Consider the following 22,707-nt stretch of genomic DNA (forward strand, 5'->3'; position numbering starts at 1 on the left):
ACGCGTCGTCATAGTACGGATCCTGGCTGGGGGTTCAAGTGATAATTGGTGTGTGCGGAAAATTCACCGCAGTTTGTAAACGAACTCAGACTCGCAGGAATGTCGATGGGTACGGGTGAATCATAAATCAGTGCCGCTCGGCGCACGCCCGTCATTGGTATAACGGATTAATTCTGATATAAAACAAACCTGCTGCGGTGAATTTGCAGTATGAACTCAACGAATAATAAACACTTACACGATACGAACGGGTATCCATTCGGCTCGCCTGAGATCACGACAGAAGGAATTGAAGTATGCAGAGCTCCGACGCGACTCCGGTAACTGCACCTACACGTCATTTTTTGCTTGAAGCACTACTGGTTTTTGCCACGGCCGGTTTGTATCTTGGAGTGTGGTTTTATCTGGCAGCCCGGGACTGTCGTCGGATCGCCGGCCAGCCGTCTACGCCTGTGTTGTGGATATTTGTTCCCTTTTTCGCGATTTTGCAACCATTTGCATTTCCACGCTTTTTCACCGCTTTGCGCGATGCCCAGAAGCAGCTGGATTGTCCGCGCTGGCCCGCGATCTTTGATTACTTGTGGATGGCAGGATTTTTCGGCTTAACCGTAGCCTCAAACCTGGCAACGGTCGTCACCCTGGAAGCGCTGACGCAATTGGGGCTCTTTTTAGTGCTGGTGGTTTGGTTTATTCCCTTGCATATCAGAATGAACCGCCTTCGTCGACGCGCCAGTCAGAAACCGGTGATGCCTCGCTCGGCCGGGTATAATGTCCCGGAATGGATAGCGGTGTTACTGTTTACACCGCTTCTGACAGCTGTTTTCGGTATTCTTTTGCATGAAGAGATTAAACTGGCCATGACAGAAGAGTACGCTGCTCACACGTCAGTAAAACAACCAGGGCAGCCTTACTTTCTTCCGCTAAGTCAGACTGGGTGGAAAAAAGTAGAAATCGGTACGGTTACCGACGGCACCGCAGTCTTTGAGCTGGTAGGGCCGTTACCTGATATGTGGTATGCCGTGTTTATTTATAACGATGAAGAGTCGATGCAAAACCTCAGCAATAACCGGTATGACGGATTTGTCAGCAGTATGACTTCACCTGAGTGTGATTTTACGCGCACGTTTATTGAGAACTCCACACGGGTATATACCTGGACGTTGTGCGAATCTGCGTCAAAAGATAACCGTGTTATCTACCTCGCCAGTCAGCTGGAAGGCGATAACAATCAAATAATTGAGTTAGTAGGCTATTTTGAAGCCAGTCCCGGAATAATGGATAAGTACAAAGACGATTTTATTAAAGATGCAAAAGGATTTGGCTTCGATGAGTAAATGTATTAACCGCTGGCTGGGTCTGTTGTTGTTGGTCACAATATTCCCTGTTTTCGCCCAAACGACACCGATAGTCGAGCAGGCAAAAAATGCGCTCTCACAGATCGACAAGCAAACCGATGTGTTAACTGCGCTGGAAAAGCGGATCAGCATTACGCTGGCGCAGGATAAAGCGACAACTACCGTAACCACAATCTGGTTCTACCCAACGAAATCCACAGTTCAGGACTCCGGATACGAGTCTGTGTATTACCGTCCTGATCAAGAGTCTTTTCAGATCCTCTTTGCCGGCACTATCTCGCCAGAGGGCAAGGTACGGGAGGTGAGCGCAGAGAACGTGAAAGAGGTTGAGTCTGATTCCTACAATACGTTTACCGATACCCGACAAAAGATAATTTCTTATCCCGGCCTTCAGGCTGGCGGTGCGACGGTAATTCAGTATCAGATTGTACATCCGCTGACAGCGGAGGGTTACTGGTCTGCATTGCACCGACCACAATTGCACGCCAATACACTCAACTATGAGTTTGAAGCATCATGGACAGATGCCAGACCTTTGCTCGGAGCAAGCAACAGCGAACAGGTTACCTGCGAGCAGACGGGCAATACATTTCGGTGTACCGGTGAAAACATTCCGCCAGCCGAGCAGGATGAGGAAGTTAGCTGGAGCGATGAGCTTGGGCAGATAGCGATCACTACGTTAGACAGTTGGGAAGCCGTGCAGGATATAGTGCTATCCGGGTTTAATGACGCAATGAACAACAGTACACAAGTTGCTTCACTGGCACTAACGCTGACGGAAGGCGCGGAGACAAAAGAAGAAAAAATTGCCGCATTATATGAGTTTGTAGCCCGTGATGTGCGTTACGTCTCTATGTCAGAAGCCGGGCACGCCATTGTCCCGCATCATGTAGACAGCACCATCGCCAACCGTTATGGCGATTGCAAGGATAAGTCAGTCCTGTTGCTGGCACTACTACGGGAAATTGGGGTTGACGCAAACCCGGTGTTGGTGGCGACGGAGCGACGTGAGCCCAATAAGGTGTTACTTCCGTCTGTTTCAACCTTCGATCATGTGGTGGTGTGCTTCGAGAATGATGAAATGCGTTGTCTTGATCCAACAGATGCTTATACCCCATGGACGGATATTTCAGACTGGATCCAGAACCGGGTGGCATTGCCGCTTAATGGTGAGCCATCGCTGAGCGTTATTCCGGCGGATCAATATCGCTGGAGACTGGAGGCATCTTCCGATATTGCTTTCACTCCGGATGGTGGCCAGACAGAAGTGCAAACGGTAACGTACCTGAATGCCTACGAGGGACAGATCCGCAGCAAGCTTTCCGGGCTCGGAGAGGATGATCGCCAGAAATGGGCCTCAGAATTGTACGAGAGTATTGTCGCTGACGGCGCTGAACCGGTATTTTCATTTCATGGTGTTGATGAACTGACTGCGGAAATGCGAAGCCAGTCTAAAACCACGTTCTCGCCTTATTTCTCGGCCACGGACGGGTTTTTACTGGAAGAGTCAGATGCGTGGGTCCAACATGAACTGGAAACCTCACGAATTGAAAATACCCGGTATGATGTGTATTTCCCCGGGGCGAAAATAACGTCAACTTACACAATGACATTTCCAAAATCCTGGCACATCAGCCGTAAGCCTGTTGCACTCGATTTCGAGCACCTTTATGGAACACTGTCCCGCGACGTCTCGCATCAGCAACCGCGAGACGGTCAGGAAGTCCTGAAAGTCATAAGCAGGCTTCAGATCCCCGCAAGAAAGCTGACTGCGGAGGAATTTGCCCAGTTCAACGCCTTTATATCAGCCCTGTCTGACTACAGCTTGATCACGTTCGCCGGTTCCGCCACGAAGTAGGGTGGGTTTCCACCCTTATCGGGCTGGTGCATAATGGGCGCATGAACTATTTTGCTCACCTTTATCTTGCGCAGCCTACCAGTGATTCTTTTATGGGGAATTTACTGGGTGATTTTCGTAAAGGGGCAGACACTCATCGCTATCCGCAAGCCGTGCAGGCCGGTGTTCAAAATCACCTTCTGGTGGACAGGTTTACCGATAATCATCCGCAGGTGAAAAGTGCCAGGGCCCTGTTTTCACGTCACACCCGCCGGTTCTCCGGGGTTGCACTGGATGTACTGTTTGATCATTACCTTATAAGCGAATGGGAGCTTTATCACAGCGAGGATTTTGACAGCTTTAAAGCACAGTGTTACCGCCGTCTGTCTTCGCGATTACAGGCCATGCCAGCGCCGATGCACCGTGTCGTGACGTCGGTTATAGAGCGTGACTGGTTTGGGCATTATGCGTCACATGATGGTACGTTGAAGGCCATAGAGAACCTTGCTCGTCGGGTCAGGTTTCCAAATCAGTTTGCACGAATAACGCAGGAGATTAGCCATCATGATAAAGAGCTAAGGGAGCGGTTTGGTGTTTTCTTTCCTGAGCTTGTCAATGAGGTAAAACGCCGGAATATAGAGGACGGCTTCGGACGCTGATGAAATAGCCGGTAAGGGCGGCTGGCTACCGGCGTAACGTCAAGGTAGCCGGCCCGAAACGCTACAAATGTAACCTTAGATTTGCCGCAATCTCTTCGCGCAGCGAGTCTGGTACCTGCCACGCTTTTGCCAGACTGTTCCACTGTGAGACATGTTCGATGGTGTTATCGATGACCTCATCGAGTTTCTTCCTGCGGAACATCGGACTTAATTTCTCAAGGCTGTAAATGTCTTCCCGGGTAAAATCATCACGCTTACCATTTAATGACATCCAGTGGCTGTTAACCCACTTGCTTCCGGGCTTGTAACTGTAGGCCAGGTCATAAGCTGGCGCTAGCGTCCATGTGTTTTTGTTCAGCATGAAGGCAAAGTTTTTGGCATGATCATCATGGTTGCGCGCGACAATATTAAATACCATGCGTTGTAGCAATTGCATGGCATCACTGGCCGGTAATCGCAATTGCCTGGCGGTTTCAAACAGCTCGGCATACGAGAAGGAGCCCGGCTTTTTATAATCGACATGGGCGATACCATTTAGCGTCTGAACATGGACTTTCTGATTGCCAACACGGTCGAAGCGCTGAGTAAGGAAGTGTCGCCGATTGCCTTCCTCCAGCAATCTGCATGGCATCATATCAATGCCGCATCGTGTTGCCATTAAATGGTAGACATATTCCATCGCACCAAAGCCTAATGGATCGCCAAACGTCTCCTGATCCCGACTATGTTCGTTCACGCCATCAAATTTCATCAGATAATGTGTGTATTTTTCAGGAATGGTGGTTTGTCCCGAGCGCACCTGAGTGAAGTCGTTGTTAAATGCCAGTACGGCTTTGGGTCTGGCGCCGCCCGCACTCATGCCGACAGAAAGTAGCTCCATCATAGCTTCCCGATCCTCCTGGCCAGACTTGCCCAACTTCACTTTGAAATCACCGCGGGTATCAAGGATTTCCTGGGCAATAGCGACCAGTGATTCGATTTCCAACTGCTGCGAGGCGTTCAGCCGGCGCAGGCGGGTCGCAGGATAATACTCCAGAGCTCCCATGCCCCGGCTACCGGTATACTGCAGGCGTTGCAGTGGTGAGATTTCCGTTGGAGATTTCCCCTGATTTGCCACCCAGGCATTTAATACGGCGTTGCCAAAGTCATCAGGCAGCGAATCGGCAATCATCCCCGGCAGCCCTTTGAATGTCTCATATGACAGCCCGGGAAAACTGTAGATGCGCGTCGACAGTGGCATCTTCAGAGGCGCAAGCTCAATACCGGTTTTAATGAATGATGAGGTATATTCGAACGCACCCAACCCGGTATCGGTGTCAAAACTCAGCGCGCCGATATCATGATGTTGGTAAGCAACCTGCGTGACCTCCATTACCATTCCAGACTATCTCCGTTGTTTTCCTCGCGTTGACCGGATGCCCGTTGACGTTTTTTACCCTGCAGCTTCGCCAGCTGGATAGGGGAGACTTCTGGTTTGGGTAAAAATAAATTCAGTTGCTCGGTAAGTGAGAGGGCCTGCATTATTGCGACAAAATTTTCCAATTGCGCCTTGCCTTTCTCCGCATTGAGCACGGTTTTGCGGGCAACACCTGCTCGCAAAGCAACGTCGCTCTGGGTGAGGTTTTGATTAAGTCGCGCTTGTTTCAGCCGTTCACCAAGTTCTTCGCACAATGCCTGAGGGCTAATTGAGCTCATAATGTTCCCATATAGTTACTTTGCTGGCAGATTGGGTTTTTAAGTATCTATATTGGGACTTAATGAGGTTTGTGTCAATATTATATAAAGTGCGGGATTGGTTACATTATGCGTTTATAATGAGTTAGTGTGCCCTATTGGGGACTTTATGGTATTATAGGGTTGTGGCGCCATCAGCAAGATGGCGCATATAACATTATCGAAAATCTTCAGGATCGCCTGCAGGTTCGGCAGCCTCATCCGTGCCGGGGATTTCCGGTTGCAACTCAACACCTGTTACCTCAGGAGCTTCGGGGCGAGATGCAGAAGCGATGATAGGGCTGTCACCATTGAGCAAATCCTGCAGTGTGCCTGATTTCGCATCAACGAGGCCAACTTCCCGCAGCATCGCATCAACGATAGGAGCATTCGCGCGATACTGGAGTGCTGCGTTTGTTACCTGTTCAGCCATTCCCCCTGAACCGGACGTAGACATTGATGCGTTGCCGTCACCTTTACCAGAGGCAACCCCATATCCCTGAAGAATTTTAATGCCATCAATATTTTCAAGGGGTTTCACGGCATTAGCCACAAGCTCGGGAAGAATTTTGAGAATGGCAAGCGAACGTTGTAGATCAATCTGCTCAGTTTTCAACGAGTTTTCAGCTTCATAAAGCGCCTGCTTACCGGCAGCCTCCACAGCCAGTACCTTCTCATCGGCTTCTGCCTGGAGCATTTTTGATTCCGCGCTGGCTTTGGCTTCGGTTAAAATTGCTTCGGCAGCGTTTTCCGCGGCTTCCTTCTTCGCAGCAGCTTCTACCGTAATGCTCACCGCTTCACGCTCTGCTTCTTTTCGTGCATCAATGACTTCGATTTCTTTGCGACGATTGGCTTCAGCCACTTGTTTTGCCGTAGTGACCGCTTCCATTTTTTCTACTTTGGCTTTCTCTGCCTCAGCGGCCTTTGCTCTTGCAGCCGATTCCTCTTCAGATTTAATGGCAACAGCAATTTGCTTCATCTGCTCAGCAACTTCCACTTCCTGTTGCTGGCGAATGCGAGCTTGCTCAAGGGACTGACGTTTAGCAATTTCCTGGGTTTCGATTTCACGGGACTTTTCAATTTCTGCAGCTTCAATAGCTCTTTCTTTTGCAATCTCGGCTTCGCGCTCTTCACGTTCTTTCATCTCGCGCTGCTTGGCGATTTCTGCTTTTTGTTCCTGGCGTTTAAATGCCAGTATCTGTTCCTGTTGCAGACGGGCCTCTTCTTCATCACGCTTTACATCAAGTGACAGTTTTTCCGCTTCCAGATTTCGCTGTTCAATTAAAATCCGGTTTTCCTGCTGAATATCATTGGTCTCTTTGCGTTTCTGCTCAATGATCTTTGCCAGACGGGCGCGACCTTCAGCATCGAAGGCGTTGTTCTCGTTGAAGAAGTCGAGATCGGTCTGATCAAATCCGGTCAAACTCACTGATTCCAGCTCCAGACCGTTTTTCTCAAGATCGTTCGCCACACTTTGTTGCACTTTCTGCACGAAATCAGCACGTTGTTCGTGCATTTCTGTCATTGTCATTTCTGCGGCAACAGCACGTAATACATCAACAAATTTCGATTCCATGAGCTTTTTCACTTCTTCGGCACGCGTGGTTCGCGTCCCCAGAGTCTGTGCTGCCATAGAGATCCCGCTGGAATTTGGCGCAACCCGCAGATAAAAATCCGCTTTCACATCCACACGCATGCGATCTTTGGTAATCAGCGCATCTTTTTGTGTTTTTTCCACTTCAATGCGAAGGGTGTTCATATTGACCGGAATGACTTCATGCACGACAGGAAGCACAATTGCGCCGCCGTCTTTAATAACTTTTTCGCCACCCAGCCCGGTACGAACGAAGGCCGTTTCTTTGGTCGCGCGGGTATAAAGCTTGGCGAAAATAAGCCCCATCGTTAAGAGGGCTATGACAATGATACCGATGATGGTTAACATCATTGGCAGGTTTGATGTGGATAGCGTTTCCATGTTACTTCTCTGTTTATCAACTACCTATAGCGCGTGGCTAGCCAACTGCGCATTCCTTTTTTTACCAGAATGATGCGATCACCCTGATTAAACTGCTCATCTGCTTCAAACGGCTCAACCAACACATAATGCGGTTGTGAGAATTTGTCGGTAAATTTCGCTTCGGCGGGATTTCCCTGTCGGGCAATGCCAATGGTGATGTTGGCTGTAGTGCCAATATAGTCATCGTCTTCCAGCGCACTGGACTCGCTTTTAGGCAGAACACGGGAGATGAAGACCCCAAACCGTGCGGTAAGGATGACAGCGGCAACAAGTGATGCGGCAATAGAAAGCCAGGGTGGGGTCATGGCTGACATTAACTGTGTATAGACGTAATTGGTAAGGTATCCGCAAATACCGAAGATAGTCAGGAAGATGACGACCCAGATCATTAAGGGAAGCTTATCCAGGCTTAGCCAGCTGGCCAACGACGTCATGCTGTCTGCGGGCATATCAACATCTGCGTCGACACCGGAAATATCGTCGAAAACGCCTAAAACTGATACGCCGAGTACCAGCCCGATAAACTCTATGATGAATAGAACAATGACGACACCAATAGCTACGCTGAACCAGAAGTTGGCGTCGTTGAATAGAAAATCTGACATGATCACCATCCTTGATGAAACAACCTTCAGTGAGTTATACCACAAGCGGAAGAGGATGCCAGTCAAAAGAGATCAGTTTTTAGACAATTTTATTGTTTTATAACCGCCAGGTAAGAAAACCAGGAGACGACAGCATCTCCCGGCCACAATGTCATTCGGCTAATGCGAGTGACCACCGCTGATGGCCTGTCCATGTTGGTTGTAAAAACCACTGGCCCCCGCCTCTATAAAGCCCTGATTTACCATGTTGGTGAGAAAGGGATCGGTATGATCATCACCAATGTCCGCATAATCTGTGCTTTTGTAGTCTGCCCGTGCGTCGAAGAACGCGTCGATCATAGTCTTGTCGTGACTGACTGAATTAAGCGACCAGTGTTTCTCAATGCCAGCCTGGCTGACAGTAAAACTGCTGATCAGATTCAGCGCGGGTAACCAGCTGAGCGAAACAATGCCGTCATCGGTGTTTTTCTCAAAGGTTTGTATGACCTCGCAGCCGCTACCGCTTTCGCTGACTTTGGTTAGCTGGTCGAAGAAGGTCTCACTGACTAACTGGTAACGGTAAGGCCAGTCTGACTCGACTTCCCCGTGAATACTTTCTCCGGGCTGATATTCAATTGCGCGCTGGTGTCCATCAAAATACCGGGTGGGCTTGATCAGCGTATTTCTGACCAGGGTCCATGCCTCGGTAATTTGAGTCTGAGGATATTGATGCGCTACGTTGTTGTTATCGCGCCAGAGGTTCATCGCGAGGGTTTTCTGTGTTTCGCCATGATAGGAAACGTCGATAGTATACTTAGCTTGAAGCACGCTTGCCTCCGCGTCGCACTGAAACGACGTTCCCGACAAAAGTGAAGCAATCAGCAAAGGTGCAAACATGATTGTGTCTCCGCAAAGAGGGAGCCTGTAACAGGCTCCCTGACAGCTAAAATGACCTATTCAACAACCGCATTGGCCTGTTCGACCAGGTTGCCGGCGTAGTCCATAACGTGGAAAATCACGCTTTGCTCGTTGGTGCCGTTAATCAGAAACGCACCAGGCCCTTTGGCATAGATCCCCACATCTTCACCAGAGTGCGTTTCCGAACTCATGGGAACCAGGGCTTCCTGATGGTAACCCGGGGTTGTGGTATCTACGTCGGTCAGGTCCTTGCGACCGGCGTCAGGCGCTGCGGCATAACTTGCATCTGAGTTGGTCTGAGCGCCCAGGTTACGGTAACCCAGGCCATTGGTATAACCCAGTGTCGTGTAAGGCTGGCCATCGGCAGCCGTTGCAGGAGCATCACTGCCCACGTTAACCACTTTGCCCAGAATCGGGTTACCGCGTTTCGGATAGCCTGCAATTGTGAATACATGGCCGTGGTCGGCGGTGACGATGATCAGTGTATCTTCATCGTTAGTCATATCATCCGCTACCGCAACGGCGTCAGCAAAAGCCAGTGTATCGTGAAGTGCACCGAAGGCATTTCCGGCGTGATGTGCGTGGTCTATTCGACCAGACTCGACCATCAGGAAGAAGCCTTCATCGTTGTTATCCAGCACACCAATTGCGGCTTCTGTCATCTCAGCAATAGATGGCTCGCCAGCAACATCGTTGCTACGGTCCGCCTCATACTGCATATGCGATTCGTTGAACAGTGCGAAGACACGTTCGGTGGTTTCTGTGTCCAGGCCATTGAAACCTGCCTGGTCGTAGACATAGACACCGTTGGAATACATCGCCTGCCATTCTGCGGTTAAATCGCGACCGTCGGTGCGATCGCCCTCAACTTCACTCACCGCATCTGGGCTGTTAAACGCAGCATCACGGGGTAGAAAATGACGGCGTCCGCCACCCATCACCACTTCAATACCGTCAACATCCACACCGGAAAAGCGGCTTTCAAGGTTGCTTTCGAAGTTCACCAGTTGCGAGGCAATGTCAGTACATCCCGCGGTAACCGCAGCCTCCGGCATGTCAGAGATGTCTTCCCAGTTACGGTCAGCAGACTTTGCATACGTTGCCGCAGGCGTCGCGTGAGTGATACGGGCGGTAGAGATAATGCCCGTTGATTTACCTGCGATTTCAGCAATTTCAAGTGCTGTAACCAGCTCGTTGCCCGCTGCCGTGGCGCAGTCACCGCGCGCGATATCTTCATCTACACCAATCACGCCGACATCGGTTTTTACGCCGCTCATCATGGCCGTCATGGTGCCGGCAGAATCCGGCGTTTGTGCATCAACGCTGTACGTTTTAGACAGACCCGCAAACGGGAAGCGATCAAAACTCAGCTGGTTTTCTTCACCGGCCATGCCTTTCATCTGACCATCTAAAATGCGTGCCGCCGTTACGGTGGAAATACCCATGCCGTCACCAACAAACAGGATCACGTTCTTCGCCTGTCCGCGTAAATCGGCAACCAGTGCCTGCATTTCCGCTTCCGAGCTTACCTGATACTGATTAACGCTGGCGCTGTTCATTGATGCTGCGGTACCGGTAGCTTCCATCCATACCTGTTTGTTGTTTTCTACTTCAGCCGCTGCCTGAATAAACCAGTCATTGTTCAGCGTGGTTAGTAGTTCACCGTTGTTGACGTCTGTAGCACCTGGCGCGCATACGTAGCTGGTGTCAGCAATTTCGTCTTCGCTTAATTCGCCGTCGTCGTTAGCATCCTGACCGGAATCGAAACGTACGCCACTGTTCGGGCAGTTTGCGTCGCCCACCGGCAGATCCGTTTGTACTGTCAGACTGCTTACACCAGGTGCGCCGTCGTTACCTGGCGCGCCTTGCGCACCGGTATCGCCATCATCACCTTCTAGAAAACACCCGCTTAAGCCGGCAACCGCGATAGCAATTGCGCTGTATTTAACTATTTTCATCATGCTCTCCACTTATTCTTTGATTAGGCCAAGCGCCTGGTTAACCAGGTGGAAAACAACATTCTGTTCTACCACGCCTTGTACTAGCTGACTTCCCGGTCCTGTTGCATGCAATGAGATATCTTCGCCGGAATGCGTTTCTGAGCTCAAAGGGATCAGGGCTTCCTGGTGATAGCCAGGAGTTGTGGTATCAACGTTGGTGATGTCCATACGTCCTGCGTTGATGTCCATTGCGTAAGCGGCATCTGAATCGGTTTCGCTGCCCAGGTTCATGAACCCCAGACCGTTGGTGTAACCGAGAGTGGTGTAAGGCATGCCGTCGGCGGCGGTTGCAGGCTCTTCACTGCCAACGTTTACCACTTTGCCAAGAATGGGGTTACCACGCTTAGGGTAGCCGGCGATAGTAAATACGTGACCGTGGTCTGCTGTAACCAGGATCAGCGTTTCATCCGGGTCTGTATTTTCATAGGCAGCTTTAACCGCTGCTTCAAAAGCGAGCGTATCGGTAAGTGCACCCGCAGCGTTGCCCGCATGGTGAGCATGGTCTATACGGCCAGACTCTACCATCAGGAAAAAGCCATTCGCATTATTATCCAGCACACCAATAGCGGCTTCTGTCATTTGTGCAATTGAAGGTTCGCCGGCAACGTCGTTAGCGCGGTCTGCTTCATACTGCATGTGTGACTCGTTGAAAAGACCAAAAACGCGCTCTGTAGATTCGGTGTCCAGGGCGTCAAAACCTGCCTGATCATATACGTACACGCCGTTTTCATACTGGCTCTGCCATTCTGCAGTCAGGTCACGCTCATCGGTGCGATCGCCTTCCACTTCACTTACCGCATCAGGGCTGTTGAAGGCGGCATCTTTTGGCAGGAAGTGGCGGCGCCCGCCACCCATTACTACTTCAATGCCATCTACATCCACACCGGTGTAACGACTTTCCAGATAGGTCTCGAAGTTAACCAATTGATCGGCGATATCCGTGCAGCCTGCTGAAACCGCTTCTTCAGGCATGTCGGAAATGTCTTCCCAGTTTCGATCTGCAGATTTTGCATAGGTAGCAGCAGGGGTGGCGTGTGTGATGCGGGCAGTAGAAATAATGCCGGTAGACAAGCCTTTAATTTCTGCAAGCTCCAGTGCTGTGATGACTTCATTTCCGGCCACAGTGGAACAGTCGCCGCGCTCAATGTCTTCATCAACGCCAATGACACCCACATCTGTCTTAAGTCCTGACATCATGGCAGTCATGGTACCGGCAGAGTCTGGTGTCTGAGCATCCACGTTGTAGGTCTTCACCAGCGCGCTGTGAGGGAACTCTTCAAACGTCAGGTAACCTTCTTCACCCGGGTTACCCGCCAGTTGACCCTTGTGAATACGTGAAGAGGTCAGGGTCGACACACCCATACCGTCACCGACGAAAAGAATCACATTTTTTGCGTTGAAACGATTATTGGTTTCCAGCTTTGTCATTAGTCTGCTTTGCGCATCGGTATACCAGGCATTATCCGCTTGGTATGCAGGTAACACGTCAGCGTGCAGGCCGGTAGACACAGCCAGCGCAATACCGCTTAGTGCTGCTTTCCAGTTACATTTCATGTGTGTAGTTCCTAGTTTTCATTATTAACAGGGACAGTGGTGCCCTGAGTGCCATTTACTATGACTTGCCAGGTGAGACGGCAGATGGGTACAGACATAATCCCTTATCTGACTTTTTGCTTGGCGAGCCGAAAAATCATAACGAGGGTAGGGAGATAAAATGACGATGCGTTGACACTTGTATTAACGCTTCGTGTCAGAATTATGAAACTATGGAGTAGAACCGTTTCAGGTTACGCTTGGAAAGATGAAAATATGAACCGAATGGTCAATCGCGAAAATGCAAATCAACTTACTGTTTATTAAAAATAAATTGCGTTTTTAAGTGTGCTACTGAAACGAACGGGACTGCAAATCGATAGTATCTGGCGTGACGACTAATACACTGCCCTGGTCGTACCAGTCTCCCAGTACGATTCGTGTTGCCGGTGCATTGTTAACGGTTAACTGATGAATGGCGGGCCGATGTGTATGGCCATGGATCAGCTGATTCACCCCAAAGCGCGCCATCACATTGATGACTTCCTGAGGGGTGACATCCATAATTTCCGGACGCAAATGGCGCTGATTTTCCTTGCTCTCAGCACGCCCGTTCCTGGCAACCCGCCGACGATACCACAGCGGTAGTGCCAGCATTAGCCGTGGCCACCACCAACTGCGCGATTTCTTTCGAAATTTTTGATAGGCCACGTCCCGTGTGCAAAGCTCATCGCCGTGTGTCAGCAGGGTAGGCGTGCCGTATAGGTCAACCACGGTTTGCTCAGATAACAGCGTCATGCCCGCTTTTTTCAGCCAGGTTTGCCGGATCGCAAAGTCACGGTTTCCATGCATGAAATACACCGGACAGTGCTCACTTTGTGCTTTGAAAGCTGCTGCAATGTCTTCGTTGAACGGAGTCACGTCGTCATCCCCCAGCCATACTTCAAACAGATCTCCAAGCACATAAAGTGCATCAGCCTTTTTTGCATCCGTTGCCAGAAACTGCTTTAAACAATCGGTGATATCGGGTCTGTCTTCGCTAAGATGAAGGTCGGCAATAAAATAGGTGAAGGACATGGGGTGCTTTTAATTAAGAAGAAAAGAATAAGGACAGTCTTGCGCTGCCCTCATTGAACGAAACGGCTTATTCAGTAACAACCGCTTTTTCGATGATCACCGGCTCTACCGGCACATCCTGGTGGAAACCGTGAGATCCGGTTTTCACATTTTTGATTTTCTCGACTACATCCATGCCCTCGGTCACTTTACCAAATGCACAGTATCCCCAGCCATTCACTGACTCGCTGGTATGATTCAGAAAATCGTTGTCTTTGATATTGATAAAGAATTGCGCAGTAGCAGAATGCGGATCGTTCGTTCTTGCCATTGCAATGGTACCGGCTTCATTACTTACGCCGTTATTGGCTTCGTTCTGAATGGGTGCCTTGGTCGCTTTTTGGTCCATGTCTTCAGTAAATCCACCGCCCTGGATCATGAAGCCATCGATAACACGGTGAAAGATAGTCCCGTCGTAAAAACCGTCGTTCACATAGCCCAGAAAATTTTCTACAGTAGCAGGGGCCTTGTCTGCAAACAGTTCCAGCGTAAAGTCGCCGTAATTTGTCTTAAATGTAACCATTTTTAATTTATTCCCAGAATGGCAAGGTTAACTCCAAAATAATGGTAGCGTAATATACAGCGGCTGAAAACCACAACGCGTTAAGTTGGCCAAAACAAAGGCTGTGACTGCGTCACACTGAATGCTACACTTTGCGCCCATTTGTCAAAACAGGAAAAGATACCCATGTTGCACCTCTACAATACCCGAACCCGTGAAAAAGCACAGTTTGTGCCGCTTGAAGAAGGGAAAGTGGGCTTGTATGTGTGTGGGATCACGGTGTATGACGTAAGCCATATGGGGCATGCACGCACTTATCTGAGTTTTGATATTCTGGTGCGTTATCTGCGCCACCTTGGTTATGACGTAAACTACGTGCGCAATATTACCGATGTGGATGACAAAATCATTGCGCGTGCTAACGAGAATAACGAAAGCACCGAGAGTCTTACCAAACGCACCATTGCCATGATGCACGAAGACTTTGGCGCAATCAATTTGCTGGAACCAGACATCGAGCCCACGGTTACCGGCCATATGGACGAAATTATCGCGGTTATTCAGAAACTGATTGATAAAGGCTTTGCTTATCAGGCGCAAAGTGGTGACGTTCTGTTTGATGTCAGTAAATTTCCGGAATACGGCAAACTCAGTAAACAGGATTTAGAGCAACTGAATGCGGGAGCTCGGGTTGAAGTTGCAGCGGGAAAAGACGATCCGCTGGATTTTGTACTGTGGAAAACCGCAAAACCCGGCGAGCCGGCATGGCAATCCCCCTGGGGCGAAGGTCGTCCGGGCTGGCATATCGAATGTTCTGCTATGAACCATAAGCACCTTGGTGCGCATTTTGATATTCACGGTGGCGGCTCAGATTTGATATTCCCTCACCATGAAAACGAAATTGCACAGTCATGCTGTGCATTCGATACCCCGTATGTGAATATCTGGATGCATACCGGCATGGTGCAGGTGAATGATGAGAAGATGTCCAAGTCGTTGGGAAATTTCTTTACTCTGCGCGATGTACTGAAAGAGCATGATGCTGAGTCTCTCAGGTTCTTTTTGATGTCTGCGCATTATCGTAGTCAGTTAAGCTACTCGCTGGATAACCTGACTCAGGCGAAATCTGCGCTTGAGCGACTGTATACTGCATTGCGTGGCGTGAACGTGGATGACAGCGTTGAGCTAAACTATGGAGGCTATCTGGCGCGTTTTGAAGCTGCTATGAACGATGATCTTAACGTACCTGAGGCATTCTCCGTTCTTTTCGACCTTGCCAGAGATCTGAATAAGCAAAAAGCAGATGCTGCTGAAGCCGGTAAACTGGCTGGTGTGCTCAAAGGGCTTGGCGGCATTCTGGGCATGTTGCAGTCCGATCCTGACACGTATCTGCAATCAGGAAGTGATGATGATGCTGAAGAAATTGAAGGGCTGATTAAACAGCGTAACGATGCCCGCGCAGCAAAAGACTGGGCCGCTGCTGATGCCGCCCGGGACGCGCTGACGGCAAAGGGCATTGTACTGGAAGATGGACCTCAGGGAACCACGTGGCGGCGCCAGTAATCACAATGAAATGATGAGTTAAGCATGGGTACCGTCGTCGTGTTGACGGTGCCTGTGAGTTGGAGGGCAGGCAATGAAACAAGCAATAGTGTGGTTAGTGTTGATATTGTGTCATTGCATTGCCGTCGCCCGCGCCGACACCGACGCAGTTGCCCATCCTCAGGTGCTTCAGCTCGGGACCTATCAGGATCACCTGGCAACGCTGAACACCTTCATAAATGAACACGGTTGTCCGCCACTTGAGAATGCGGATGTTGATGAAAACCAAATCCTTACTGAATACCTGATTTTCTGCAATGCGTTGGCGCGTGTGGATGCCCATTACGATATCCAGCTGACCGGTTACCCTATTAACGAACGCATGCTTGACGATCTTGCGGCGGGAAATCTGGATGCTACCGCGGTGGGCGTGTGGTCAAACGAAGCTGGTGATGACAAGCTAATGCTGACGGCGCCGCTGTTTCGCGAATATGAATTCGTAAAAGGGCTGTATACAACATCCTCAATGGTGAATAAGTTTCCAACATTCGACGACATTACCCGCGCGCTCACACTCACCAACCAGAACTGGCACCTTGACTGGGAGCTGATGAAATGTGCCGGGTTTACGCTTATCCACGTGAATCAGTATGAGTACATGTTCAGCATGCTGGCGCGAGGCAGGGGAGAGCTGATACCGCTAACCTTCAGTAACAAGCCAGAAATGCAGCGACGTCCTTTTACTACGCCGTTGTATCCGCTTGAGGGATATAAACTGGTGTTCCCGGATTCCACCCACTTTGTATTGAGACAGGAAAATAACGACGCTCCTATGCTTTTGGAGCAACTGAATCAGGGCCTGGCCATGTTGCGTGAGGAGGGAGCCATACAATCGGTTTATCAGCGGCTGGGTTTATTAAATCAGCGTGTGGCCGACTGGCAAACCATTCAATGTAAAGATGGCACCGTTATAAAGCCGAACATCTGAAATACTAAAAATAAGTCTTCAGGAAACTGGTTAGCCATACAAAAAGGAGGCGGGCCGTTATTTGTCTTTGACCGCCGGGTTGTCTTCTGGTGGCACATGGATATCGGTCACCGGTAGCGTCTTTTCTTTTGCAGCAAGCTCGTCTTTCCAGCGCTGCTGGGCCACATGTGCCTTCACTAGCTCCAGGCACTCATTGATAACCTGCAATACCTCTTTATCCAGTTCATCCGCGGTCGGCGTATAGTCGTGAAAACCCGCTTCGACAAAGCGGTCAATTTTCGACGAATCCAAATCGCTAAGCAGGTTGATTACAGAAGTGGTAACGATATCGGTGACCGCAGATTCCAGCGTATTCTCTATAGTTTTGCCAACAACCGGAACGTACTGAAGCGTTGAGACCTGAGAGTTATTTTTAACCGCTTTGCCCACACTTTTACGAACGTGCTCACGGATTGCTTCACCATGTTCGCTGTCACTGATTGACTGCCCGAAGTGATTCATCACACCGGCAAGCCATTCGGTAAGAATCGCGCGTCGGGGGGCGAGCACCTGGCGGGTAATGTCATCAACCAGTGGTGAGCCGGCCGAGATATCTTTTTGCGCGTCGCTTAATACCTTCACCACGATGCGGTCGCTCAACTCTTCCACAAACACGTTATAGTAAAAACTGAAAAAGCGGAAAATTGCCGTCTGGTTCAGGTCAATAATCTGAAATTTGTGCAGACGGTGCAAAATCGAGAATATACGCAAAAAACGAAATATACGGGTGGCACCCAATGGGATCAGGCCAACAATGTCATACCAGTGAAGGAACGGGAAGAAATACCATCGCAGGTGTTCTTTACGAACGATGGATACCACCCAGCGAAAGCAAAACTCCGCGAAAAAGATGGCGATAAAAACCAAATCCACGAGGATGAAGTTATGATGGATAGGGTCGTAAGCATCGGTGAAGCCGGGGAAAAAAGTGGCTAACTGACTATACACAAACTCGGTAGCGTAGAGGGCATCGAAGATTAACCAAAGCAGGTTAACCAGCAATAGCCCCAACATGACCAGGTCGAGAATTAACCAGGGCGTCTCATGGCTGTTACGCAAATTTTCCCGGTTAATCCTTAACATATTGCTATCCTACGTTTTTTAATCTCGTCACATCTACGTAAAGTGTCAGCTTTTGACCTGGCTGCAGATATCGCTTCGCGTTGAGGTCGTTCCACTCTGCAATGTCACTGATTTTTAAATTAAATTTACTGGCAATGCGAGACAGCGAATCACCACGTCTGACGGTATAGGTGAGGGTGCGCAGTATCGCATCGTCTTTTTGCTTGTCGGTTACCTTGTTTACCCAGATGGCCAGTGTCTGACCAGGGCGCAACGTGTCGGTTGGCGCCATGCCGTTCCATTTGGCAAGCGAACGGGTACTGACATTGTATTTACGTGAGATATCCCACAACGTATCACCGCTGGTGACTTTATGGGTCAGCTTGTAGTCGGCACGCTTCGTATTCTGCAGTGACGCCAGTCTCTGGTCTTGCGACAACGAATAGGTATCCAGCTCTTTAAGCGCTACCGGAACCATAATGTGGTCGCCGAGCCGGATCATGTTCGAGTCCATCTCGTTGATCTGTTTAATGATATCGACGGTCGTATGATACTTGCTGGCAATTTTCCCCAGACTATCGCCACGTTTTACTTCATGGCGAACCCAGTTTAAGCGATCGGTACAATCAATCTTTGCCAGCGCCTGTGAGAATGCCTCGGCTTTGTCCAGTGGCAGGACTAAACGGTGCGGACCGTCGGGGTCGGTTGCCCAGCGGTTATACCCGGGGTTTAGCGCATGTAAATCTTTTAACGTCATACCCGCAAGGTCGGCTGCAAAAGCCAGATCCACCTGTGAGCCGATATCTACCGCTTTTATCACCGCGACATTTTCAATTTCCGGCCAGGTGAAATCGTAATTGTCTTTGTTTTTCAGAATATCCGCCAGCGCAAGTAACTTAGGCACGTAGGCGCGGGTTTCACGGGGTAAGTCCAGCGACCAGAAGTCAGTAGGTTTATCTGCTTTTTCATTACGGCGGATTGCACGCGCGACGCGGCCTTCCCCGCTGTTATACGCTGCAAGTGCGTGTAGCCAGTTACCGTCAAAATACTCGTTGAGGTAGTTCAGATAGTCCATCGCGCCCACAGTGGAAGCAATAACGTCACGACGCCCGTCATACCACCATGATTGTTGCATTCCAAAGCGCTTGGCTGTGCCGGGAATAAACTGCCACATACCGGCTGCTCGGCCGTGGGAATAGGCGAACGGATCGAATGCACTTTCTACGATAGGCAGTAACGCCAACTCCAGCGGCATATCGCGTTTTTCAATTTCTTCCACAATGAAATACAGGAACGGCTTTGCGCGCTTCACTACGCGAGCCATATACTCTGGATGTTTCAGGTACCAGTTTTTCTGCACGGTCACGCGGGAATCGTCGGGCACAGTCATATCAAGCTGGTTGGCAATACGTGCCCACACATCTGAAATGATAACAGGTGCTTCTTTTGCTGTTTCTTTCGGTACGGCGATATCAACCGCGACATCTTCCTGCGGATGAATAACTTCTATTACGCCTTCTTTGGCGACCTCACAGTCAGCGGCATCGTCAATGTTGGTGTGCGCGATTTCACAAGGCTCGACTTGCTGGTTCGTAGTTTCTGTAACCACAGGCTCGGTCGTTGACTGACAGCCTGTAAGGCTCAGTACCGCAACTAACGATGCCAATACGGACAACTGCGTTTTCATTGTGAAGACACCTCGCTATGAGTTTCGCAAAGCCCTCATTGTACGGTTTAATAACAATAATTGCATTAAAACTCGTCTTTCCAGCGTCTTACGCCCGCGAACGCGTCAACATCATTGACGGGGGCTTTTCCCCAGTGTGAAGTCAGCGATTCCTTTATCTCAGGCAGACGACTGCGAAGAAACGGGTTGATGGCCTTTTGCGTTTTTATATCAGTAGGCAGGGTAGGGACATCATTATCGCGCTGGGCATCTGCCCAGTCTGAGTAGGCCTGTAATTCGGCGTTATCCGGTTCTACGGCTTTGGCAAAGGCCACATTTGCCTGTGTATATTCATGAGTACAGTAAACGATGGTGTCATCCGGTAAACGTTTGAACTTATTCAGCGAGTGCAGCATCTGTTCAGGAGAGCCCTCAAATAACCTGCCGCAGCCGGCAGAGAAAAGCGTATCGCCACAGAAAAGCGCACCATGACCGTAAAAAGCAATATGGTCCAGCGTATGCCCGGGTGTTTCGATAACCGAAAACTTAAGCGATAGCACTGGCAGATGAACGGTATCACCTTGTGAGACGCTTTTCGTAATTCCGCGAATATGGTTCCCCCGGGGGCCAATAACCGGTACATTCGGATTGGCCGACACCAGTCGCGCAATGCCGCCTGTGTGATCATGATGGTGATGGGTAATCAAAACGGCTGCCAGTGACAAAGCGTTTTTTTTCAGGTATTCCATCACGGGTTGTGCATCGCCTGGGTCGACAACAACGGCCTGATCGGCATTATGTAGACACCAGATGTAGTTGTCGGTAAAAGCGGGGATGGGGAATACCGACACATCGTTGGGCATAAGATCCTGCGTCATAGCGTACCTGCTTGTGATTAGGTGATAATGCGATACTATAAAAACTTGTTAGGGGCAGGGCAACCTATTGGATCAGACTACATCTTAATGAGATCCGCATTTATACATAAAAAACCACGCTACCCGCTGTTATGGGAAGAGCTGCCTGCCTCAGAGCTGGTGAAAAACGCTGTTGAATCGGTATGCGACGATTTCACGCAGCGTATTTTTGGCTATCACTTTGCCAGGTTGGGGAACCTGAGTTCGCAGCTTGCGCTGCCGTCCAGTCCGATAAAACATCATATAAACGTCACGCGGGAAGTGACCGAATACAGTTCGGTGCTGGGAAAGTCGCACTGTCTGCCGTTTTCGGAAAACAGCATTGACGGTTTTTTGTTAGCACATGAACTGGATTTTGCGCATGACCCCCATCAAATATTAAGGGAAGTAGACCGGGTGATTACGCAGAGCGGTTACGTGATCATCAGCGGTTTTAATCCCTTTAGTTTAACCTGGTTAGGAAAATACCTGCCGGTAAAGCGCGGTAACGTTCTGCATGATGCCCGATTTTTTACCAGTGGTCGTATCAAAGACTGGTTGCAGTTGTTAGGGTTTGAAATTGTCGAGCAGCGTAATATCCTGTTTTCCATGCTGTTTTTGAATTATACCGTTCGGAATACGCCCAAAATTCAGCAGTGGCTGGCAAATTACCTGCCCTGGTGCAGCTCTACCTATGTCATTCTGGCCCGTAAACGGGTGATGCCCATGACCGCGATAAAGCCGAAAATGAAACTCAAGCCACAATTCTCCCCTGTGAGTGCAAGCATGCGTGAGTCATCCAGCGCTATGCGAAAAGAAGCATTGTCGAATCCGCGCGGATAATTTTCGCTTTTCGTGAAGTAGGGCGACAGGCCTCTGATGCGCTGAGGCGCACATCATGTGATCTCTTGCCACGACCAAATCGGACGGATTTACTACTGCTGATCGCGAATAATCTCGTGAATGCGGGAAAGCGTAAAATCGGCAATCATCCAGGGCTCGTCGCCACTGGTATTGGCGAACAGAATAATTACGGTATCAGTGTCCTCAAAGTAGCGTGCGAAGCTAAGATAGCCTGGCAGCCAGCCGTCATGACTGGTGAAATAAAGAGTGGAATACAGTTGTTGTTCTTCCGCATTGAGTAAAGTACCGTTATTCAATGCTCTGAGAAAATGCGCAACATCCTGGGGACTGGCCACCATCGCACCTGCCGGGTTCATAAAGGCCAGATGTTTCAGGTCATCATCCTGACCCTCAATATAGCCGCTCATCAGGGCATCCTGTGGAGCGTGTTTCACGGTGGCAAAAGTCCGATTCAGACCCAGAGGCGTCAGAAACTCTGCGCGTATGTACCTTTGATGGCTATACCCAAGCACCTTATCTATGATGCTGGCAAGAAGCAGATAATTGGTGTTCGAATACTCATAGCGCTCATCCGGAGTGAAAATCACAGGTTTGTTGTAAATCAGCGCCAGGCTTCTTTCGGTATCCTCATTCTCGTCGAAAGGTGCCAGCCATGGGAAAGTGTCTACATCGGTGAAATTAGGAATGCCGCTTCGGTGTTGAATTAACATGCGAAGGGTAATGGTATCCGCATTTTCTATTTTATCTGCCAGTTCTGGTAGGTAGGCCTGTAATGTCGTATCGAGTTGTAAACGGTCAGTGACGACAAGGCGTGTGGCTGCGGCTGCGAGATACAATTTGCTGACGCTGCCAATTTTAAACAGGGGCGTCGTGTGCGCGGATAAACTTGCCTGTTTGTTGTGCCAGCCGGCGGCGTAGGCAAAATCAGAACGCGGTTCAGGCTGATCTATATAGACACTGATCCCCACAAGTCCGGCGTCGACTGCACGGTCAACTTCTGTTTGAACGTCGTTTGATAACGGCGACAGGTAGACATAAAGGGCCCTGACTGGCGCAAATATCACGATACTGGTAATAACAACTATGACTGCCAGAACTCTTAGTATAATTATGTGGTTACGCTGCATTCGCTAATTCCATTTACACGCCTGCAAAATGCGATGGCAGCAAGCGTGTGTAGTCTGAAGACGTTAAAACGGCATGATTCGATTTTGAATGGTTTAAATCAACATAAAGCTTTAAACAAGAAAAAAGTAACAAAAAGAGGAAAGAGAGGGGCAGCAATTGATGCTAGAAGTGCATCGCGAAGTATCAGACTTGGCGGACTTGGCGGACTTGGCGGACTTGGCGCGACGGCCACAGAGAAGCAAAAAAATAGCGCCCACAGGCGCTATTTTCTCTAATTGCTGATTTACC

20 protein-coding genes are annotated in these 22,707 nt (G+C 49.6%); 7 read left to right on the forward strand and 13 right to left on the reverse strand.

Translation table 11 applies throughout. The features are described 5' to 3' along the window. The first annotated feature begins 296 nt into the window (after positions 1–296). From JKP77_RS11865 to JKP77_RS11875, 3 genes are read left to right on the forward strand one after another with little or no spacing between them, the layout of a single operon-like run. On the forward strand, positions 297–1,334 hold the full coding sequence (locus JKP77_RS11865; protein ID WP_218311440.1) for a hypothetical protein: 1,038 nt from the start codon (positions 297–299) through the stop codon (positions 1,332–1,334). Next, complete coding sequence (locus JKP77_RS11870; RefSeq protein ID WP_218311441.1) at positions 1,327–3,213, forward strand: DUF3857 domain-containing protein; 1,887 nt, start codon at positions 1,327–1,329, stop codon at positions 3,211–3,213. The genes JKP77_RS11865 and JKP77_RS11870 overlap by 8 nt, the downstream gene beginning before the upstream one ends. 41 nt (positions 3,214–3,254) lie before the next feature. Then, positions 3,255–3,851 (forward strand): acyl carrier protein phosphodiesterase, encoded by a 597-nt coding sequence (locus JKP77_RS11875; protein WP_218311442.1) that lies wholly within the window; start codon positions 3,255–3,257, stop codon positions 3,849–3,851. A gap of 61 nt (positions 3,852–3,912) precedes the next feature. Here the strand turns inward: JKP77_RS11875 and JKP77_RS11880 are convergent, their stop codons facing one another. The 9 genes from JKP77_RS11880 to JKP77_RS11920 form a co-directional block, all read right to left on the reverse strand. Further along, positions 3,913–5,229, reverse strand: a complete 1,317-nt coding sequence (locus JKP77_RS11880) for a type II toxin-antitoxin system HipA family toxin (protein WP_218311443.1) — start codon at positions 5,227–5,229, stop codon at positions 3,913–3,915. Beyond that, positions 5,223–5,546 (reverse strand): helix-turn-helix transcriptional regulator, encoded by a 324-nt coding sequence (locus JKP77_RS11885; RefSeq protein ID WP_218311444.1) that lies wholly within the window; start codon positions 5,544–5,546, stop codon positions 5,223–5,225. Before JKP77_RS11885 ends, JKP77_RS11880 begins: the two co-directional genes overlap by 7 nt. 196 nt (positions 5,547–5,742) lie before the next feature. Beyond that, on the reverse strand, positions 5,743–7,539 hold the full coding sequence (locus tag JKP77_RS11890; RefSeq protein ID WP_218311445.1) for a flotillin family protein: 1,797 nt from the start codon (positions 7,537–7,539) through the stop codon (positions 5,743–5,745). Between the two features lie 20 nt (positions 7,540–7,559). Next, the gene (locus JKP77_RS11895) at positions 7,560–8,186 is read right to left on the reverse strand and encodes an OB-fold-containig protein (protein ID WP_218311446.1); all 627 of its coding nucleotides are present in this window, start codon (positions 8,184–8,186) and stop codon (positions 7,560–7,562) included. A 159-nt stretch (positions 8,187–8,345) separates the two neighbouring features. Next, positions 8,346–9,062, reverse strand: coding sequence for a hypothetical protein (locus JKP77_RS11900; protein ID WP_246601182.1), 717 nt, complete (start codon positions 9,060–9,062; stop codon positions 8,346–8,348). Between the two features lie 56 nt (positions 9,063–9,118). Further along, on the reverse strand, positions 9,119–11,041 hold the full coding sequence (locus JKP77_RS11905; RefSeq protein WP_218311469.1) for an alkaline phosphatase: 1,923 nt from the start codon (positions 11,039–11,041) through the stop codon (positions 9,119–9,121). A 12-nt stretch (positions 11,042–11,053) separates the two neighbouring features. Continuing rightward, positions 11,054–12,637: an alkaline phosphatase gene (locus JKP77_RS11910; protein ID WP_218311447.1), complete on the reverse strand. Its 1,584-nt coding sequence runs from the start codon at positions 12,635–12,637 to the stop codon at positions 11,054–11,056. A 330-nt stretch (positions 12,638–12,967) separates the two neighbouring features. Then, positions 12,968–13,693: a UDP-2,3-diacylglucosamine diphosphatase gene (locus JKP77_RS11915; RefSeq protein WP_218311448.1), complete on the reverse strand. Its 726-nt coding sequence runs from the start codon at positions 13,691–13,693 to the stop codon at positions 12,968–12,970. A gap of 67 nt (positions 13,694–13,760) precedes the next feature. Then, the gene (locus JKP77_RS11920; protein WP_218311449.1) at positions 13,761–14,255 is read right to left on the reverse strand and encodes a peptidylprolyl isomerase; all 495 of its coding nucleotides are present in this window, start codon (positions 14,253–14,255) and stop codon (positions 13,761–13,763) included. A gap of 165 nt (positions 14,256–14,420) precedes the next feature. Here JKP77_RS11920 and cysS point away from each other — a divergent pair, with 165 nt between their 5' ends. Both cysS and JKP77_RS11930 read left to right on the forward strand, forming a co-directional pair. Then, positions 14,421–15,797, forward strand: coding sequence for a cysteine--tRNA ligase (gene cysS / locus JKP77_RS11925; protein ID WP_218311450.1), 1,377 nt, complete (start codon positions 14,421–14,423; stop codon positions 15,795–15,797). A 73-nt stretch (positions 15,798–15,870) separates the two neighbouring features. Then, positions 15,871–16,764, forward strand: a complete 894-nt coding sequence (locus JKP77_RS11930; protein ID WP_218311451.1) for a type 2 periplasmic-binding domain-containing protein — start codon at positions 15,871–15,873, stop codon at positions 16,762–16,764. Positions 16,765–16,821: 57 nt separating this feature from the next. On the opposite strand, the gene JKP77_RS11935 is transcribed toward JKP77_RS11930, so the two are convergent. The 3 genes from JKP77_RS11935 to gloB all read right to left on the reverse strand — a co-directional run bounded on the left by JKP77_RS11935 (position 16,822) and on the right by gloB (position 20,409). Beyond that, the gene (locus JKP77_RS11935) at positions 16,822–17,886 is read right to left on the reverse strand and encodes an ion transporter (RefSeq protein ID WP_218311452.1); all 1,065 of its coding nucleotides are present in this window, start codon (positions 17,884–17,886) and stop codon (positions 16,822–16,824) included. A 4-nt stretch (positions 17,887–17,890) separates the two neighbouring features. Continuing rightward, the gene (locus JKP77_RS11940) at positions 17,891–19,552 is read right to left on the reverse strand and encodes a lytic transglycosylase (RefSeq protein ID WP_218311453.1); all 1,662 of its coding nucleotides are present in this window, start codon (positions 19,550–19,552) and stop codon (positions 17,891–17,893) included. Positions 19,553–19,617: 65 nt separating this feature from the next. Beyond that, the gene (gloB, locus tag JKP77_RS11945) at positions 19,618–20,409 is read right to left on the reverse strand and encodes a hydroxyacylglutathione hydrolase (protein ID WP_218311454.1); all 792 of its coding nucleotides are present in this window, start codon (positions 20,407–20,409) and stop codon (positions 19,618–19,620) included. Between the two features lie 87 nt (positions 20,410–20,496). On the opposite strand from gloB, the gene JKP77_RS11950 reads away from it, so the two are divergent. Then, complete coding sequence (locus JKP77_RS11950) at positions 20,497–21,270, forward strand: class I SAM-dependent methyltransferase (RefSeq protein WP_218311455.1); 774 nt, start codon at positions 20,497–20,499, stop codon at positions 21,268–21,270. Between the two features lie 92 nt (positions 21,271–21,362). Here the strand turns inward: JKP77_RS11950 and JKP77_RS11955 are convergent, their stop codons facing one another. Next, positions 21,363–22,418, reverse strand: a complete 1,056-nt coding sequence (locus JKP77_RS11955) for a serine hydrolase domain-containing protein (protein WP_218311456.1) — start codon at positions 22,416–22,418, stop codon at positions 21,363–21,365. A gap of 33 nt (positions 22,419–22,451) precedes the next feature. On the opposite strand from JKP77_RS11955, the gene JKP77_RS11960 reads away from it, so the two are divergent. Further along, positions 22,452–22,694 carry a hypothetical protein gene (locus tag JKP77_RS11960; RefSeq protein ID WP_218311457.1) on the forward strand — a complete coding sequence of 81 codons (243 nt, stop codon included), beginning with the start codon at positions 22,452–22,454 and terminating at the stop codon, positions 22,692–22,694. Positions 22,695–22,707: the final 13 nt, after the last annotated feature.

The sequence above is a fragment of the Alteromonas antoniana genome (assembly GCF_019249295.1).
Classification (GTDB): Bacteria; Pseudomonadota; Gammaproteobacteria; order Enterobacterales; family Alteromonadaceae; genus Alteromonas; species Alteromonas antoniana.

What these genes read in the sequence shown, in the direction of transcription:
- JKP77_RS11875 (WP_218311442.1), top strand. Translation starts at nt 3,255, where the DNA reads ATGAACTATTTTGCTCACCTTTATCTTGCGCAGCCTACCAGTGATTCT.
- JKP77_RS11915 (WP_218311448.1), bottom strand. Translation starts at nt 13,693, where the DNA reads ATGTCCTTCACCTATTTTATTGCCGACCTTCATCTTAGCGAAGACAGA.
- cysS (WP_218311450.1), top strand. Translation starts at nt 14,421, where the DNA reads ATGTTGCACCTCTACAATACCCGAACCCGTGAAAAAGCACAGTTTGTG.
- JKP77_RS11905 (WP_218311469.1), bottom strand. Translation starts at nt 11,041, where the DNA reads ATGAAAATAGTTAAATACAGCGCAATTGCTATCGCGGTTGCCGGCTTA.
- JKP77_RS11920 (WP_218311449.1), bottom strand. Translation starts at nt 14,255, where the DNA reads ATGGTTACATTTAAGACAAATTACGGCGACTTTACGCTGGAACTGTTT.
- JKP77_RS11890 (WP_218311445.1), bottom strand. Translation starts at nt 7,539, where the DNA reads ATGGAAACGCTATCCACATCAAACCTGCCAATGATGTTAACCATCATC.
- JKP77_RS11955 (WP_218311456.1), bottom strand. Translation starts at nt 22,418, where the DNA reads ATGCAGCGTAACCACATAATTATACTAAGAGTTCTGGCAGTCATAGTT.
- JKP77_RS11885 (WP_218311444.1), bottom strand. Translation starts at nt 5,546, where the DNA reads ATGAGCTCAATTAGCCCTCAGGCATTGTGCGAAGAACTTGGTGAACGG.
- JKP77_RS11900 (WP_246601182.1), bottom strand. Translation starts at nt 9,062, where the DNA reads ATGTTTGCACCTTTGCTGATTGCTTCACTTTTGTCGGGAACGTCGTTT.
- JKP77_RS11960 (WP_218311457.1), top strand. Translation starts at nt 22,452, where the DNA reads ATGGCAGCAAGCGTGTGTAGTCTGAAGACGTTAAAACGGCATGATTCG.
- JKP77_RS11880 (WP_218311443.1), bottom strand. Translation starts at nt 5,229, where the DNA reads ATGGTAATGGAGGTCACGCAGGTTGCTTACCAACATCATGATATCGGC.
- JKP77_RS11865 (WP_218311440.1), top strand. Translation starts at nt 297, where the DNA reads ATGCAGAGCTCCGACGCGACTCCGGTAACTGCACCTACACGTCATTTT.
- JKP77_RS11910 (WP_218311447.1), bottom strand. Translation starts at nt 12,637, where the DNA reads ATGAAATGTAACTGGAAAGCAGCACTAAGCGGTATTGCGCTGGCTGTG.
- gloB (WP_218311454.1), bottom strand. Translation starts at nt 20,409, where the DNA reads ATGACGCAGGATCTTATGCCCAACGATGTGTCGGTATTCCCCATCCCC.
- JKP77_RS11895 (WP_218311446.1), bottom strand. Translation starts at nt 8,186, where the DNA reads ATGTCAGATTTTCTATTCAACGACGCCAACTTCTGGTTCAGCGTAGCT.
- JKP77_RS11935 (WP_218311452.1), bottom strand. Translation starts at nt 17,886, where the DNA reads ATGTTAAGGATTAACCGGGAAAATTTGCGTAACAGCCATGAGACGCCC.
- JKP77_RS11940 (WP_218311453.1), bottom strand. Translation starts at nt 19,552, where the DNA reads ATGAAAACGCAGTTGTCCGTATTGGCATCGTTAGTTGCGGTACTGAGC.
- JKP77_RS11870 (WP_218311441.1), top strand. Translation starts at nt 1,327, where the DNA reads ATGAGTAAATGTATTAACCGCTGGCTGGGTCTGTTGTTGTTGGTCACA.
- JKP77_RS11930 (WP_218311451.1), top strand. Translation starts at nt 15,871, where the DNA reads ATGAAACAAGCAATAGTGTGGTTAGTGTTGATATTGTGTCATTGCATT.
- JKP77_RS11950 (WP_218311455.1), top strand. Translation starts at nt 20,497, where the DNA reads ATGAGATCCGCATTTATACATAAAAAACCACGCTACCCGCTGTTATGG.